Below are 14254 nucleotides of genomic sequence, written 5' to 3' on the forward strand. Positions count from 1 at the left end.
ACTCCTCAGTGGTCGTGGTCGTGTGCGACAGGCAGAGCGTGGTCGTTGGCGTCGGTCAGCACAGGCGCCGTCAACAGTTCGTGGCGGTCGACGAGCTTCTCCAGCGTCGCGACCCAGTGGTCGTAGTACTCCCAGTCTCCGCGTTCGGATTCGGGCGTGTTCTCCCACTCGCCGATCGTCTCAATGAGCGTCTGCTGGAACTCACTCCACTGGTAGTGCCGGAACTCCGACAGCGCGAGCGCCAACCCGAACGCCCGACGCTGCCATTCGTGGTCGAACTGCGGCGCCGCCTGGTCGGTGGTGCAGGTTGCATGCAGCTTCATGACGCCTGCCCCGCCAGCGCCACCCCGATCATCGACTCGGTGGTCACCAGATCCATCAGCATCTCGTCGGTGAAATCCTCAGTCCCTGCGGGTCGTTCGGGGATGACGAACCACCGCGAGTGGCCGCTGGAGTCCCACACCTTGATCTCGGTGTCGGCGGGCAGCTCCAGGCCGACCTCGGCGAGCACCTTGCGCGGTTCGCGGGCGGCCCGGGCACGGAACGTCGGATCCTTGTACCAATACGGCGGCAGGCCCAGCACCGGCCACGGGAAGCAGGAGCACAGCGTGCAGATCACCAGGTTGTGCACCCCAGGCGTGTTGGCGACAGCCTGCAGGTGCTCACCCTCGGCGCCGGCCATCCCTTCGGGGAAGTCCAGTTCGGCGATGGCGGCGGGCGTGTCGACGACGATCTTCTCCGCGAATTCCGGGTCGGTCCAGGCCCTTACGACGATCTTCTTCCCGTTCAGCGGGGTCATCTCGGTCTCGAAGTAGGCGAGCACCTTGTCCACGGTCTGCGGGGTGATGACGCCCTTCTCGATCAGCAGCGACTCCAGCGCAGCGGCCTTCTTGGCGCTGGCTTCCTCGCGGTCGGGCGGGTAGGCGAACTGTGCTGTCATTCCTTCTCCTCATTGGGTTCCAGGTAGGCCTCGAAAAGCTCGGCGTACAGGCTCAGCGGTCCGTCTTCGGCACGGGGGCCCCAGATCTCGGCGGGGTCGAACGCGACGATGTAGATCGGCATCGGGTCGCCGATGCCGTCGCCGGTGCGGCAGAAGTAGGCGTAGTCACCTTCGAAGACGCGTTCCACCGTGCCGGTGCGCCCACGCAGGTATCCGGGCAAGCGGCTGTGCGCGTCGGCCGGGACGTTGGTGATGCGCACCGTCGCGCCGACGGCGAACTTCGGGTGAGCGACGTCGCGACGGGGGCTGTCACCCAGTTTCAGGTAGGAGATCACCTGGTCGTCGACCGCCGGCTCGCCGGAACCCTCAGGCGCCGACGGTGTTTCGGCGATGCGCTCGGCAAGCTCCTCCTCCGTCACGTAGCCCTTGTCGATGAAGAACTGGGTGATGCCGCCCAGCCACTTCTCGTAGTAGCGGAACTTGAAGTAGTCGAAGGGGTTCATCGCCTCGGCGCCGGTGCGCAGGTCGGCCCACGTCCACTCGTCCTTGAAGGTGGTCGGCACCTCGTCGATGGGATAAGCCGGCAGCGCCGAGCCGAGGTGGTTCGACAGCCCCATCATCGCGACGTGGATGCCGAAGATGCGCTTCTCCCACTCTTCGACGAAGACACGCTTTTCGAACGTGAACTCGGGCAGACCTTCCAGGCCGCCGAGATAGTGCTGGAGTTTCATCAGGCGGGGCTTCCTTCTGTTGACGGGGCGGTTTCGGGCTTCTTCGTCATGACGTTGGCGAGGTACTCCGAGAGCAATCCGAAGGACGCCCCGAGGACGCACGCAACGGCGGCGACCAGGCCCGGGTGGGAGACGGTCGTGACGGTGATGGTGTTGCCGGTGCCCGCGACCGTCGACACGGTCGAGGCGAAGCCGACGACGACGGCCGGGGTGGTAGCCAGCAGCGGTACCCAGGACGCCTGCACCATCACAGCGCTGCCGACACCGACGGCGATGGCGGTGACCAGCAGGCTGCCTCCCATCAGGTGAGCGGCGTAGAGGCTGGCCGACGCGATCACGACGCCGACCAGGTTCGACGACAGCGATCGCACCCATCCGGTGACGCCGCCGCCGACGAAGAAGAACGATGCCCACGTGAGGAACACCACCCAGATGGGTACCGTGATGACTTCGGCGGTGAGCGCGACCGCCAGTCCACCGAGGACGCCTATGCTCAGCGTCAGAGCTGTTCGTGAATCCATGAAATGAGGTTCAGGGCAGTAGGTTTCGCCGAAGTTACACTCAAATTTCTCTGCCCCGCAGGACCGGACACGAATCGCGCAAATCCGGACCTTGGCTCGCCCGCAACGTGGACGTAACAGTCGCGAGCTATCTTGACTCCACTTCAGACGGGGGCACGAAAGGACAGCAGCTGATGTCCGACGGGAGCCGACCCCAACGGCAGCGCAGGACCATCGTGTTCGCGCTCTACGACAAGGTCACGCTGCAGGACGTCGCCGCGCCGCTGGAGATCTTCGCCCGCGCCAACGACTTCGGCGCGCGATACGAGGTGATCCTCGCGTCGGTGGAGGGAAAGCCGGTCAACACAACATCATTCGTCACCCTCAACGTCGACACCTCGCTCGATGAGGTGCCCGACCGGATCGACACATTGATCGTGCCGGGCGGAGTGCCCGCCGATTTCACCTTCACTCCCGGCGAGCACGACATCCCCGAGGAGCAGACGCCCGACGTCGTCGCCTCGGCGTTGGAGATGGTGCGCGAACTGGCGCCGCGGGCACGACGGGTGGCGTCGGTGTGCACGGGCGCGTTCGTGCTCGCCAAGCTGGGACTGCTCGACGGGCGCCGGGCCACCACGCACTGGGCGCACTGCCAGGAGTTGGCGCGGGCCTACCCCGAGATCTCGGTGGACCCGGACTCGTTGTTCGTGCAGGACGGACCGTTCATCACCGGGGCGGGGATCAGCGCCGGGATCGACCTGGGTCTGGCTCTGGTGGAGAGCGACTATGGGCCGGACGTGGCACGGCGGGTCGCGCGGTGGATGGTGGTGTTCCTGCAGCGGCCGGGCGGGCAGGCCCAGTTCAGTGTGTGGACCGAGGCGGCATCGCCGGTGTCGACGGGGCTGCGAGAGATCCTGGACGCCGTCGTCGCCGAACCCGCTGCGGACCATTCGCTCGCGGCGATGGCCGATCGCGCGGCTGTCAGCGAGCGGCATCTGGTGCGGATGTTCCACGACCAGGTCGGGACGACGCCCGCCCGGTTCGTCGAACGGGCGCGCGTCGAGGCCGCCAAGGTGCTGCTGGCGACGGGCGATCACAGTCAGGAAGCGGTGGCGCGACGGGCGGGGTTCGGATCAGCGGACACGATGCGGCGCACGTTCCGCCGCGCGCTGGGCGTCTCCCCTAGCTCGTATCGCAGGCGGTTCCGGACGACGGGCGTGGGAGCGCCGGCGTAGTTCGAGCGAGCATGTCGGACCGCCGATCTAGCGTCGGCCGTGATGAGGTCGAATGCGATGTTGGCGGTGGGTGCGTGCTCGTGCTCGGCCTGTGGACGCGCCGGGGTGGTGCTTCTCGATTGTCGGACCGAGGCGTTGTGTCTGGAGTGCGCGGGTCTCGGTCATCTCGAGTTCTTGCCGCCCGGCGATCCTGCGTTCACGCGGAGGGCGAGAATCGCCAGTCGTCAGTCGGTGGTTGTCATGGGCTGGGTCCGGCGCTTCAGAGGCCCTGAGCGGCTGGGCATTCTGGTGAACCGGCCGCGATCGAACGCGCGGCCAAGGACTATCTCTCCGTAGGCGATCAACGCCCGAAAACGTCTCGGCGGGTCGAGGACCGGAAATTCAGGCTGAGATTCGTCGATGCGATCCGTGAGCAGTTTCCGGGATGCTCCGCTGACCGGGCTGACGCGATCGCGCTGCACGAGGCGGTGCGGACAAGCGGCGAGCTTGGGCAGCGCTACACGCAGCGGTCGTCGGATCCGGAAGCGGTGCGCCTCGCCGTGGCCGCGTCCGTCCGTCATCTCAATACCGAGTACGACGCTCTGCTGGCAGCCGGTGCCGATCGCGAGTCGGCTCACGCCCGAGTACGGGATCGCATCGAGGACATCATGAATGCATGGCGCGACGGTGTCGCACTGCTCGACGATTGACCCGCCATCGCTATCCGCTTTCTGCAGCGAAAGTACGAGTAACCCTCTGTATTTCGTGGATAACGATGGCTGCACCGGGCGCACAGCTGGGAAACTAAGCCCAGGAGCAGGCGCGCCGATTCAGCCCTGCACCGTCGGCCAGAAGAGGTCGAACAACCGCGCCTCCCACCCCGCCGCGACACGCCCCGTACGGGCCCGCTCGGCGATGTGCGCCCCGACGATCGCGTCGATGAGCGTCGCGCCGTCGACGTCGGCGCGGAACGACCCATCCGCTTTCGCCGCGTCGATCACCGACTCCAGATCGGCCCGCTGACGACCGAGGATGCGGCGGAAGATCTTGCTGAACTCGGGGTCGTCGTCGGTCAGCATGGCCGCCAGGCCGCCGAAGCCGATGCCCACTTCGATGGTCTTGACGGCTTCCTGGATGAGCCACCGCAGCCGATCGGGCGCCTTGGCGTCGGCGGCGAGGGGCTCGGGAGTGGCCACGCGCGACAGCGCCGCGGACAGCATGTCGCGGCGATCGCTGTGGCGGCGATAGATCGTGGTTTTCGCGATGCCCGAGCGCGCCGCCGCCGCCTCGACCGTCACCGACCTGGGGCCCTTTGTCCGTAGCAGCGCCAACGTGGCATCGGCGATGCCTTCATCGACGTCCGGACGCTGCGCCATCGTTCCTCCTCCGTCGCCGGGGAATACCGACGGCGGAAAAAAACGCTACACTAGACGTATCGCTACGATACGCGTAGCGTTTTGATAGTTGATGGATGGAGCTGATCGACGTGTTGAAGGCAGTGCGCAACGTATCCACGACGTACGTGGCGTATGTGTGTCTATTGCTGACGTTCGTCGCGCTTGGGACGTTCGTCTACGCATTGGCCGCCGAAAGCGCGGTGGCGGGAATCGTCGGCGCCGCCCTGATCGTGTTGATGACCGCAGCGGTCGTGGGCTTCCGCATCGGAGCCCGCACGCGAGCGGCGTCCAACGACAGCGGCATCGACATCCCCGGTGAGAACATCTGGGCGCGGCCGCTACGACGTGAGCAGATCAGCAGGTACATGCAGAACTACCGCGCGGTGCGCGACAACCATGAGCAAATCCTTCAGGCGGTCGCTGTACCAGCGCCAGCGAATCTGGAGGATCGACGGGCCGCCTGATGATGCGTCAGGCGACGGCGGCGCCGAGCTCGGCGTAGACCGCGGCCTCGAAGCCAAGGATTGTCTCGACCATCTTGCCATCGAAGAACGGCAACAGCTGCGTCCCGATCACGGCGCCGACCCCCGCTTTGCGGTCGATCCAGAAGAAGGTGTTGAACAGACCCGACCAGTCGCCCGAGCCGGCGCTGCGCATGCCCGGCAGATCGATCGAGTAGACGTGGAACCCGAGGCCCCAGCCTTGGGGCACGGGAAGTAGCTCGACCGGATTCGCCAACTCGGAATCCGTCGGTTCCATCTTCGGCGGCAGCGGCACGCCGTTGAGGTGGTCCTGCAGCGCGAGGTCGACGGTCGCCTCGTTGAGGATGCGGGTGCCGTCGAGCTCGCCGCCGTTGACCCACGCGCGCACGAAACGCCCGTAGTCGGCGATCGTCCCGTAGGACCCGTGGCCGGCCGCGTCCCACTCCTGGACGGCGTCCAGGTCGACGGTGGTCGGCGCCAGGCTGCCATCCGGTTGCCGGGAGAGGACCGGGAGCGATCGCGCACGCTGCTCGTCGGTCGGGGTGAACGTCGAGTCCGTCATGTCGAGCGGGCCCCAGACGTGCTCGGCGAGGTAGGCGCCCAGCGTCTGGCCGCTGACGGCCTCGACGACCTGGCCGAGCCAGTCTGTGCTCATGCCGTACTCCCAGGCCGTGCCGGGATCGTGGACCAGCGGCGCGCTGATGCTCTGCTTGCGGCCCGTAAGTACATGCGGCCACCCGTGTTCGGTGCAGTACGTGTACAGCTTTTCGTTGAGGAAGTGGTAGCCGCAGCCGGCCGTGTGGTTCATCAGCTGGCGGACGGTCGCCTGGGTCTTGGGGGCACGCAGGACAGGCTTGCCACCGTCGAAGCCGTCGAGCACCTGGAGCTCGCCGAACTCGGGGACCAGAGACGCCACCGGCGCGTCGAGGTCGATGCGGCCCTGCTCGACGAGCTGCAGCGCCGCGGTGGTCGCGACGGCCTTGGTCATCGACGCGTTGCGGAACATGGAGTCGGGCCGGGCATCCCCGGCTGCGCCCTCGTAAAGGACGCCGTCGCGGCTGACGATCGTGGCGGCGATGCCGTGCAAGGACCCGTCGGCGGTCACGCCGTTCAGTAGGTCGTCGATTCGCTCAAATCCCATGTCACACTCCTCTGCTCACCGGGATCATCGCATGTGTCGTGGTCACGCCGACGCGCTTCGGACGCGACGCCTCACCTGAGCGCGGATGGGTTCCGCGGCGACCATCGTGAAGGGCAGCGCCACCGGGAAATCGTCGCCAAGGGAGCGGATCTCGATGCGGCGGACGATGGTGGCCAGCGCGAGGGTGGCCTCGAGCATCGCGAAGTGATCGCCGATGCAGGTGCGCGGGCCCGCGCTGAACGGAATGTATTGCCAGCGGTCGAGTTTGACGGCATTTTGCGGAGCGAACCGATCCGGGTCGAACCGCACGGGGTCGTCCCACAACTCGGGGTCGCGGTGAATGGCGTACACCCCCACTGTGCACACCGTGCCGGCCTTCACCAGATATCCGTCGACCTCGATGTCGCGAGTGATCAACCGGGGAATCGAGGGAGCCGGCGGGCACAGGCGCAGCGCCTCGTGCAACACCTGGACCGTGTAGGGCAGGCGGGGAACGTCGTCGGGGGTGAGTTCGCCGTCGCCGGTGGCGTCCGTCTCGGCGCGCACCCTGGCCTGCATGTCGGGGTTGCGGCCGAGCGCCCACAGCGCATAGGTCAGGGTCGTCGCGGTGGTGTCGTGCCCAGCCGACATAAACACGACGAGTTCGTCGCGGATCTCGTTGTCGGTCAGGGGGCGGCCGGTGGCCTGGTCGGTGGCGGCGAGCATCGCCCGCACCAGGGGTGCGTCGCGGTCGGGGTCGTCGCGGCAGGCCTGCAATACCTCGATGGCGAGGCTGTGCACGGTGGCGGCCGCGGCGCGCGCTCGCCGCCGCGCAGGGGTGGGCAGCCAGCGGGGCGGTCTGAAGGGACTGGTCACCCGCGAGGTGACATAGCTCAGGGCGGTCCTTAACGGTTCGGCGATGGCCTCGGCGCGCTCGTCGAGATCAATCCCGAGCACCGAACGGCCCAGTGCCCGCATGGTGAGCCTGCGGCTTTCTGCGTCGAGGTCGACGACGGCTTCGTCGGCCCAGCCGGCGGCGACGCCATCGGCGGCCTGAGCCATGTCACCCCCGAAGGCGCGAACGTTCTGCTTGGTGAAGACGGGCTGCAAAGTACGCCGGCGGGGCAGCCACGCCTCGTGCGTGAACGTGAAAAGGCTCGGGCCGAACAGGTAGCGCACCTCGTCGTGGGCGGATGTCCGCTCGGCGGCGCTGCCGGTCTCACCGAGAATGTCGCGGGCCGCCTGAGGTGACGCCGTGACCACCGCCTCCGGGAACAACCATTTCGGGCCGGTCTTCAGGCGGGTCACATAGCCGCCGGCGTCGCGCAGCGTCTCCTGACCAGTGTGAAATGTCTTGACAGCGTTGACCTGCTGACGCAACGACAGCGGATTCCTCGGCACGAGCGGCAGCCCGGCGAGGTCGGCGGACGGAGTTGTGCGGACCACGGCGTCTCCTCTGTCAGACGTCAGCATCCGCCATGGGGCCAGCGATTGTCAGTGACTTTCGGTAATTCGCAACTAGCGAGGCAACAAGCGACGGCGCTCGGTGATTCGAGCACGTGCGTCCGATGGCAAACAGTGGCCGAGGTTGAGCGGCGGATCAAGGTGTGCGAGCACCTCCTTCTCGACATCACCGAGCGCATCACGGTCGTCGAACGGCGCGATGCTGACCATCAAATGATCTGCGATCCAAGCGGATACACGAATGTTGCTCCGACGGTCCAGTCGCCCCTTACCCGCTGGCACAAGGGCAAGCCGGTCGAGCAACAGGGTCGAGATGGTGAGACGGAACGTCGACGACCGTGCGTTTCCGCGGATGTGCTGTCCACCAACTCTCTTGGCGAGGGTGGAGGACGATCCAGCTCCAGAGCGCTTCCTCGTGGCTCCCGTCTGGCCGGCGTAAAGCAAGCTCGACAGAGGCGCCCCGATCTCCTCGCCGAGCACCGCGCACGCTTCGTCGTCTCCCCACCAGGCGTACATGCCCGGCCTCGCCGTCGCCTCACGATGCTGAGGGAACTCCGCCGGAGGAATGGCATGACTTCGGTCGGTCAGCTGACGAACGACCTCTTGCGCCGCAGGCGACAAACTCGTCACATCCACCCTCCTACCAGAAAAGAAGTTGACCGCGCACCAATGCCCTGGGACTCTGTCCTGTTTGCCTTTACCCGACGACCTCAAACGCGATGACTCTGACCCACGACGAACTGACCGATGCCACCGCCGGATCCACCGGCGGCGATGATGCGCGCACCCGACCCATCACGGACGTCACCGCGTGGCTCGACGGCCTCGAGCCAGGTGTCCGTCCCGCGCTGCGTGCGCTCGGCGAGTTATTGGCGGGGGTCGTCGAGCGCGACACTGCGGAAAGCGCAGACAAGTTCACCGCCCGCTGCCTGAGCGTGCCGGATGTTGGACACCTCATCGATGAGGGACGGCAGCTGAATCCGGTGTCTCGGTTGACCATGCCGCTGGCGTTGGCGGAATGGATCGATGCCCACGCTGACGTCTGCGAGATCGGTCCCGGCGAGTACACGTCCCCGCCGAAGTGGACGCAGACCGAGATCGGCGACCGGCAGTACCGTCATCCCCTTTGTCTGCGTGCGTATTTCCCCGCCGGGACGCTGCTCGGCGACACCGGATGCGTCATCCACATCGAGGCTCGCGAAACCGTGATGTACACGGCCGAGGTGAGTGCGTACGTCACGCCCGACCATCAGGCCTCCGCCCGGGCGGTGCTCGACCGACTCGTCGAGCGCGCCAACGAGTTGAACCCCTATCGGGGCCGCGCGGTGCGGGCAAGCCTCGCACACGGACTGAAGTTCACCGTCATCGATCTGCCGTCGGCCGCAACTCGCGGGAACATCATCGTTCCCGACGAAGTGTGGGGCGAGATCGATCTCGGCATCGTCGCTGTGCGCGATCGCCACCACGTCCTCAACGCGCACGGTCTCGGCGCGCGGCGAGGTGTCCTGCTGTGCGGTCCTCCGGGCACGGGCAAGTCGGCGGTGAGTTCGGTGATCGCTCGCGAGGTCCTCGGGGAATTCACCGTCATCTACGTCGAGGCCAAGGCCGGAGCCGAATTGCTCACTGCCGTCGTGGAGGAGGCGCAGCGCCTCGGCGGTCCGGTACTCATCGTGCTGGAGGACGTCGACCTCTGGTGCGGGCAGCGCGAAGCCGGCGGTTCCGGCTTGTCGGAGCTGTTGTACGCGATGGACATCAAGGCCGACGCCCGCATCCTGACACTGGCGTCCACCAACGACGCAGAGGCCTTGGACAAGGCGGCGATCCGAACGGGGCGGTTCGACTCCATCGTCGAGGTCGGCTATCCCAATCACGTTGACGCAGCGCGGATTCTCGCGGCGCTGATCCGCGATATCGACGGCGGTCAGGGCGTCGACACGGCGGCTGTCGCGGCTGCGCTGCCCGAGCGGACCGGTGGCAGCGACATCCGTGAGATCGTTCGCCGTGCCGTGCTGGCGAGCGACGACGGAACCATCAGCACGGCAACGCTGCTGGCGGAGGTGGGCAGCGGACGGTACAAGGCCGAGGTCCCCGCAGGGATGTATCTCTGACGACTATGCGCCTCGGATCAGAACGAGGCCGCGTTCTCCTGATGGAAGTGCCGCCACAGCCGGGCCCCGCCGGACAGCGCGACCAGCACCCCCACCCCGCCGATCACGATGCCGGTGAACAGCGAGATGAACATCGGGTCGATCGACTCGCCTATCGTGCCGGCTCCGAACGAGCCGCCCACCAGGAAGCCCAGCAGCGGCGCCAGCACGGCGACCGCCGTTCCCAGCAGCGCCCGCCACATCCCCGGCGGGGTGGGCTCCAGGACGACCGGGCGGCCGGCGCCCAGGCCGTCGAGATCCTCATCGCCGGTTGCGGTGGCGGCCGGATCGGGTGCTGCGCTAGTCATCGGATCTCACCCTCCTGATGTGTGGGACGGCGTCGCCACCACCGCCCGCGTCGTCTGACGAGTTGACGCGTCCGCCCTCGAGGAACGGGCGCACGATGTCCATCGGGATCGGGAACACGACGGTCGAGTTCTGGTCGGCGCCGAGTTCGAGCAGGGTCTGCAGATAGCGCAGCTGCAGCGACGCCGGGCTCTCGCTGAGTGTCATTGCCGCATCCCGTAATTCCGCTGACGCCTGCAACTCGCCGTGCGCGCTGATCACCTTGGCGCGTCGCTCCCGCTCCGCCTCGGCCTCGCGGGCCATCGCCCGTTGCATCATCTCGGGAATCTCGACGTCCTTGATCTCGACGACCTCGACCTTGATCCCCCACGGTTCGGTCTGGCTCGCGATGGACGCGGCCAGGTCCTCGTTGAGATCGGCGCGGTGGGCCAGCAGCGTGTCGAGGTCGGCGCGTCCTACGACCGAACGCAGGGTGGTCTGGGCGATCTGGGAGGTGGCCACCGCGAAGTTCTCCACCGCCATCACGGATTTGGTGGGGTCGGTCACCCGGAACAGCACGACGGCGTTGACGCGTGCGGTGACGTTGTCGCGGGTGATGACCTCCTGTGGCGGGATGGTCAGCGTCACGGTGCGCAGGTCGACCCGTACGAGCTTGTCGATGCCGGGCAGCACGACGACGACTCCCGGTCCCAGCGGCCCGCGCAACCGGCCCAGCCGGAAAGCCACCCCGCGTTCGTACTCCTTGACGATGCGCAGCGACGCGATCACCACAGCGGCGAGCAGCGCGGTCAGAACAACGACGGCCACAGTCCATGGACCCATCAGCGTGCCTCCCGCCGGTCGGATGCATACGAGCTACGGCGGCGGATCTCAGCCTCGGCCAACCGCTTTCGCTCCTCGATATTGTCGTCGAGCGACTGGAACACCACTCCGGGCGGCACGGCCGGGGTGCGGCGCAGGTGCGACCACAACGGCAGCGACACCACAGCGACCGCGACTGCACACCCCAGCAGAAGCAGCGTCTCGGTCACGGTGTCGGCAGCCAGCGCCATGGCCAGCGGCCAGATGACCGCGATGGCGCTGACGGCGCAGGCGATCCCGCGGTGGAAACGCGCCGCCTCCGACGCGGGCCAGCTGTCGATTGCGCGGCTGACTTCGCGTCCATCGTGGGAGGTGGTACAGGTGTGCTTGACCGGGCAGGCGTTGCACACCGTCGGGCTGCCCCGGTAGCGCATGACCCGGTTGTCGGGATCAAATGACTTGGGCCACAACCACTGATCCTGCGGACACAGCCATGCGTCGTGGTCCTCGTGGTAGACGAACCCGCCGGTCCGGTGCTGTTCCACCTTGGCTGCGGCGCGCCGGGCGAACCTGTCGATGCCGTACGCGATCATGACGAGCACGGCGGAGTAGCCGATCGTCAGCCAGGTCTCGATCATGGGCTGTCCCCGGCGTCGCGGTCGTCGGGCAGACGGCGGTCCGAGGCGTAGCGCGACGTCCCGCCGCCCGTCGCCGCCAGGCCCGTGCGGTCCTCTTCGGCCTCGGCGTGTTCCTCGACGAACAGTGTTTCAGCGGGCAGCGTGTGCGTCGTCGCCTTGATGCCGTATCGCACACCGAGCCAAGCGATCCAGAGGAACGGCAGCACCCCGCCGAGGATGAACAGGAAGTCACCGGGCATGCGCAGCCACTCGAGCACGACGTTGCCGCGCTGGGTGATGTAGCCGAGCGTGCGCGCTTCGTAGTAGCCGTCGTTGACGGAGTGCCACAACTGCAGGACGCCGAGCGGCAGCAGGGTGGCGAACACCATCCACGCCAGGCCGATGTTGAGCGACCAGAAGGACAGCTTGGCCAGTTTGTCCGGCCATCTCTTCGCCGGGATGATGTAACGCAGCGCGAACAGCGCCAGACCGACGGCGAGCATCCCGTAGACGCCCATCATCGCGCCGTGTGCGTGGTTGGCGGTCAGCGCCGTGCCGATCTGGTAGTAGGACACGATCGGCAGGTTGATCAGGAAGCCGAAGATGCCCGCGCCCACGAAGTTCCAGAAGCCCACGGCGACAAGGAACATCACCGCCCAGCGGTGCGGGAACGGCGCGCTGCTGCGCGACTGCTGCCGCGAGCCCAGTTGCAGGAACGTCCACGCCTCGACGGTGAGGAAGGTCAACGGGATGACCTCCATCGCGGAGAAGAACGCGCCGAGGGCCATGTGTTCCACGGGTGTGCCGGAGAAATACAGGTGGTGCATCGTGCCGATCACGCCGCCCACCGAGTAGAGGATGATGTCGAGGAAGATGAGCTGGATGGCGATCCGGCGGCGCACCACACCGAGCATCACGAAGATGTAGGCGACCATCACCGTCGTGAACAGCTCGAGGAAGTCCTCCACCCACAGGTGCACCACCCAGAAGCGCCAGAACTCGGCGACGGTCAGATGGGTCTGGGTGCCGGCAAGCATGCCGACGGCGTAGAACGCGGGGATGGCCAGGCCGGCGTAGAAGAACAGCCACGGCATGTTCAGCTTGCTCTCGGTCTTCAACCGTGACCGGATCGCCCGGTAGATGATCGCCATCCACAGGAACAGCCCGATGACGAGCAGGATCTGCCAGAACCTCGGCAGGTCGAGGTATTCCCACTGCTGGTCGAAGAAGATGGAGCCCTTGGCCCAGTCGACACCGAAGGTGCTCAGCGCCGTGCCCGTCAGGGTGCCGGCGACGACGATGAACAACGCGCCGAGCAGGCCGTAGGTCAGCCACGATTGTCGACGGGGTTCGCGGCCGGAGATGATCGGCGCGAGGAAGATGCCGGCGGCCAGGAAGGACGCCGCGGTCCAGAGCAGCGACAGCTGCACGTGCCAGGTCCGCGCCAGGTTGAACGGTAGGACCTGGGCGAGGTCGAAGCCGAAGAAGTTGCTCAGCTCGGCGCGGTAGTGCTCGATGGCGCCGCCCAGCACCGCCTGAGCAAGGAAGAGTACGGCGACGACGAGGAAGAACCACGCGGTGGCCTTCTGCGACGGTGTGATCTCGACCTCGCCCGGTTGGCGGAAGGCCAGCGACGGCGTTTCGGTTGCGTGCCAACCGATCTTGCGGCTCCACCGACCGTAGAGGGCGAACAACGCGCCGAGCCCGGCCAGCAGGGCGATCAGCGACATCGCCGACCAGACCAGGATGTCGGCGGTCGGGGTGTTGTTCACGCGCTGTTCGGGTGGCCAGTTGTTGGTGTAGGAGTAGGAGTGGCCCGCGCGCTCGGCTGCCGCGGCCCAGGCCGTCCAGCTGAAAAACGCGGTGAGGTCGGTGATTTCCTGCGGATCGGTGATGAGTTGCGGGATCAGCCCGTACTTGGTCGAGTCGGTGCCGAAGACGCCGGCGTAGTAGTCGCGGATCCTGTTGAACGCGGCCACCTGCTCGGCGGTGAACTGCAACGTGGCGGTTTCCTCGTCGAAGCGGTTGGTCCGCATCATCTCGACGAGGTCGGCCGTCGGGTCCGGCGATCCGGAGTCGCGCAGCTGCTGGCCGACGTCGTCGGCGGACAGGCGCAGGTACTCCGCGGTGTAGTCCGGGCCGAGGTAACCGCCATGGCCCATCACCGAGCCGTACTGCTGCAGACCTCGGCGCAGAAAGATCTGCTGGCCCGCGGTGACCTGCTGCTCGGTGAACAGTGTCTGGCCGTCCGGGCCGACCACCCGCTGCGGAAGCGGCATCGAATCCGCGTAGGTTCTGGCAGCCAGGATCCCCATGATCAGGAAGCCGAAGACCATGACCAGGGCAACACCCTGGACCCACCCTTTCGAGATCGCCAGCTCAGCACGCGTCGGAGCCGGCAAAAAGGACTGTTCAGTCATTGCACCCCCCAGTCGAACTGAAACTACGTTCGGAGCGTCTTGATCAACGTAACGAACCTCAGGGCGGAAGTGGTGGAGGTTCTGAAAGTTCACCCCGGCGTACCGCGCTAAATGA

General features: G+C 66.7%; 16 protein-coding genes. 3 read left to right on the forward strand and 13 right to left on the reverse strand.

Translation table 11 applies throughout. The features are described 5' to 3' along the window. Positions 1–5 precede the first annotated feature (5 nt). Genes H7J93_RS01210 through H7J93_RS01225 form a run of 4 tightly spaced genes read right to left on the reverse strand, consistent with a single transcriptional unit; the run spans position 6 to position 2192 of the window. Positions 6–323: a nitrile hydratase accessory protein gene (locus H7J93_RS01210; protein ID WP_083157017.1), complete on the reverse strand. Its 318-nt coding sequence runs from the start codon at positions 321–323 to the stop codon at positions 6–8. Continuing rightward, the gene (gene nthA, locus H7J93_RS01215) at positions 320–940 is read right to left on the reverse strand and encodes a nitrile hydratase subunit alpha (protein ID WP_267304465.1); all 621 of its coding nucleotides are present in this window, start codon (positions 938–940) and stop codon (positions 320–322) included. The genes H7J93_RS01210 and nthA overlap by 4 nt, the downstream gene beginning before the upstream one ends. Beyond that, on the reverse strand, positions 937–1671 hold the full coding sequence (nthB, locus tag H7J93_RS01220; protein WP_267304466.1) for a nitrile hydratase subunit beta: 735 nt from the start codon (positions 1669–1671) through the stop codon (positions 937–939). Before nthB ends, nthA begins: the two co-directional genes overlap by 4 nt. After that, positions 1671–2192, reverse strand: coding sequence for a DUF1097 domain-containing protein (locus H7J93_RS01225; protein ID WP_267304467.1), 522 nt, complete (start codon positions 2190–2192; stop codon positions 1671–1673). The genes nthB and H7J93_RS01225 overlap by 1 nt, the downstream gene beginning before the upstream one ends. A gap of 173 nt (positions 2193–2365) precedes the next feature. Between H7J93_RS01225 and H7J93_RS01230 the strand changes: the two genes are divergently transcribed. Beyond that, complete coding sequence (locus H7J93_RS01230) at positions 2366–3406, forward strand: GlxA family transcriptional regulator (RefSeq protein ID WP_267304468.1); 1041 nt, start codon at positions 2366–2368, stop codon at positions 3404–3406. A 224-nt stretch (positions 3407–3630) separates the two neighbouring features. Here the strand turns inward: H7J93_RS01230 and H7J93_RS29505 are convergent, their stop codons facing one another. Both H7J93_RS29505 and H7J93_RS01240 read right to left on the reverse strand, forming a co-directional pair. Further along, positions 3631–4179 (reverse strand): hypothetical protein, encoded by a 549-nt coding sequence (locus tag H7J93_RS29505; protein ID WP_267304469.1) that lies wholly within the window; start codon positions 4177–4179, stop codon positions 3631–3633. A 36-nt stretch (positions 4180–4215) separates the two neighbouring features. Further along, positions 4216–4761 (reverse strand): TetR/AcrR family transcriptional regulator, encoded by a 546-nt coding sequence (locus H7J93_RS01240; protein WP_267304470.1) that lies wholly within the window; start codon positions 4759–4761, stop codon positions 4216–4218. A gap of 95 nt (positions 4762–4856) precedes the next feature. Here H7J93_RS01240 and H7J93_RS01245 point away from each other — a divergent pair, with 95 nt between their 5' ends. Beyond that, positions 4857–5246, forward strand: coding sequence for a hypothetical protein (locus tag H7J93_RS01245; protein WP_267304471.1), 390 nt, complete (start codon positions 4857–4859; stop codon positions 5244–5246). A 7-nt stretch (positions 5247–5253) separates the two neighbouring features. On the opposite strand, the gene H7J93_RS01250 is transcribed toward H7J93_RS01245, so the two are convergent. From H7J93_RS01250 to H7J93_RS01260, 3 genes are read right to left on the reverse strand one after another with little or no spacing between them, the layout of a single operon-like run. Continuing rightward, positions 5254–6405: a serine hydrolase domain-containing protein gene (locus H7J93_RS01250; RefSeq protein WP_267304472.1), complete on the reverse strand. Its 1152-nt coding sequence runs from the start codon at positions 6403–6405 to the stop codon at positions 5254–5256. 42 nt (positions 6406–6447) lie between these two features. Further along, positions 6448–7857, reverse strand: coding sequence for a cytochrome P450 (locus H7J93_RS01255; protein ID WP_372507752.1), 1410 nt, complete (start codon positions 7855–7857; stop codon positions 6448–6450). Between the two features lie 45 nt (positions 7858–7902). Further along, positions 7903–8478, reverse strand: coding sequence for a GIY-YIG nuclease family protein (locus tag H7J93_RS01260; protein WP_267304474.1), 576 nt, complete (start codon positions 8476–8478; stop codon positions 7903–7905). Between the two features lie 89 nt (positions 8479–8567). Here H7J93_RS01260 and H7J93_RS01265 point away from each other — a divergent pair, with 89 nt between their 5' ends. After that, complete coding sequence (locus H7J93_RS01265; protein WP_267304475.1) at positions 8568–9956, forward strand: AAA family ATPase; 1389 nt, start codon at positions 8568–8570, stop codon at positions 9954–9956. Between the two features lie 17 nt (positions 9957–9973). On the opposite strand, the gene H7J93_RS01270 is transcribed toward H7J93_RS01265, so the two are convergent. The 4 genes from H7J93_RS01270 to H7J93_RS01285 are packed head-to-tail and all read right to left on the reverse strand — an operon-like array spanning position 9974 to position 14139. After that, complete coding sequence (locus tag H7J93_RS01270; protein ID WP_267304476.1) at positions 9974–10303, reverse strand: hypothetical protein; 330 nt, start codon at positions 10301–10303, stop codon at positions 9974–9976. Continuing rightward, entirely contained in the window at positions 10296–11123 is an 828-nt protein-coding gene (locus H7J93_RS01275; protein ID WP_267304477.1) for a slipin family protein, read from the reverse strand. Before H7J93_RS01275 ends, H7J93_RS01270 begins: the two co-directional genes overlap by 8 nt. Then, positions 11123–11740: a hypothetical protein gene (locus tag H7J93_RS01280; RefSeq protein ID WP_267304478.1), complete on the reverse strand. Its 618-nt coding sequence runs from the start codon at positions 11738–11740 to the stop codon at positions 11123–11125. The genes H7J93_RS01275 and H7J93_RS01280 overlap by 1 nt, the downstream gene beginning before the upstream one ends. Beyond that, complete coding sequence (locus H7J93_RS01285; protein WP_267304479.1) at positions 11737–14139, reverse strand: nitric-oxide reductase large subunit; 2403 nt, start codon at positions 14137–14139, stop codon at positions 11737–11739. The genes H7J93_RS01280 and H7J93_RS01285 overlap by 4 nt, the downstream gene beginning before the upstream one ends. Between the last annotated feature and the right edge of the window lie 115 nt (positions 14140–14254).

This window comes from Mycobacterium barrassiae, from assembly GCF_025822765.1.
Lineage (GTDB): Bacteria > Actinomycetota > Actinomycetes > Mycobacteriales > Mycobacteriaceae > Mycobacterium > Mycobacterium barrassiae.

What these genes read in the sequence shown, in the direction of transcription:
- H7J93_RS01210 (WP_083157017.1), bottom strand. Translation starts at nt 323, where the DNA reads ATGAAGCTGCATGCAACCTGCACCACCGACCAGGCGGCGCCGCAGTTC.
- nthA (WP_267304465.1), bottom strand. Translation starts at nt 940, where the DNA reads ATGACAGCACAGTTCGCCTACCCGCCCGACCGCGAGGAAGCCAGCGCC.
- nthB (WP_267304466.1), bottom strand. Translation starts at nt 1,671, where the DNA reads ATGAAACTCCAGCACTATCTCGGCGGCCTGGAAGGTCTGCCCGAGTTC.
- H7J93_RS01225 (WP_267304467.1), bottom strand. Translation starts at nt 2,192, where the DNA reads ATGGATTCACGAACAGCTCTGACGCTGAGCATAGGCGTCCTCGGTGGA.
- H7J93_RS01230 (WP_267304468.1), top strand. Translation starts at nt 2,366, where the DNA reads ATGTCCGACGGGAGCCGACCCCAACGGCAGCGCAGGACCATCGTGTTC.
- H7J93_RS01240 (WP_267304470.1), bottom strand. Translation starts at nt 4,761, where the DNA reads ATGGCGCAGCGTCCGGACGTCGATGAAGGCATCGCCGATGCCACGTTG.
- H7J93_RS01245 (WP_267304471.1), top strand. Translation starts at nt 4,857, where the DNA reads ATGGAGCTGATCGACGTGTTGAAGGCAGTGCGCAACGTATCCACGACG.
- H7J93_RS01250 (WP_267304472.1), bottom strand. Translation starts at nt 6,405, where the DNA reads ATGGGATTTGAGCGAATCGACGACCTACTGAACGGCGTGACCGCCGAC.
- H7J93_RS01255 (WP_372507752.1), bottom strand. Translation starts at nt 7,857, where the DNA reads ATGCTGACGTCTGACAGAGGAGACGCCGTGGTCCGCACAACTCCGTCC.
- H7J93_RS01265 (WP_267304475.1), top strand. Translation starts at nt 8,568, where the DNA reads ATGACTCTGACCCACGACGAACTGACCGATGCCACCGCCGGATCCACC.
- H7J93_RS01270 (WP_267304476.1), bottom strand. Translation starts at nt 10,303, where the DNA reads ATGACTAGCGCAGCACCCGATCCGGCCGCCACCGCAACCGGCGATGAG.
- H7J93_RS01275 (WP_267304477.1), bottom strand. Translation starts at nt 11,123, where the DNA reads ATGGGTCCATGGACTGTGGCCGTCGTTGTTCTGACCGCGCTGCTCGCC.
- H7J93_RS01280 (WP_267304478.1), bottom strand. Translation starts at nt 11,740, where the DNA reads ATGATCGAGACCTGGCTGACGATCGGCTACTCCGCCGTGCTCGTCATG.
- H7J93_RS01285 (WP_267304479.1), bottom strand. Translation starts at nt 14,139, where the DNA reads ATGACTGAACAGTCCTTTTTGCCGGCTCCGACGCGTGCTGAGCTGGCG.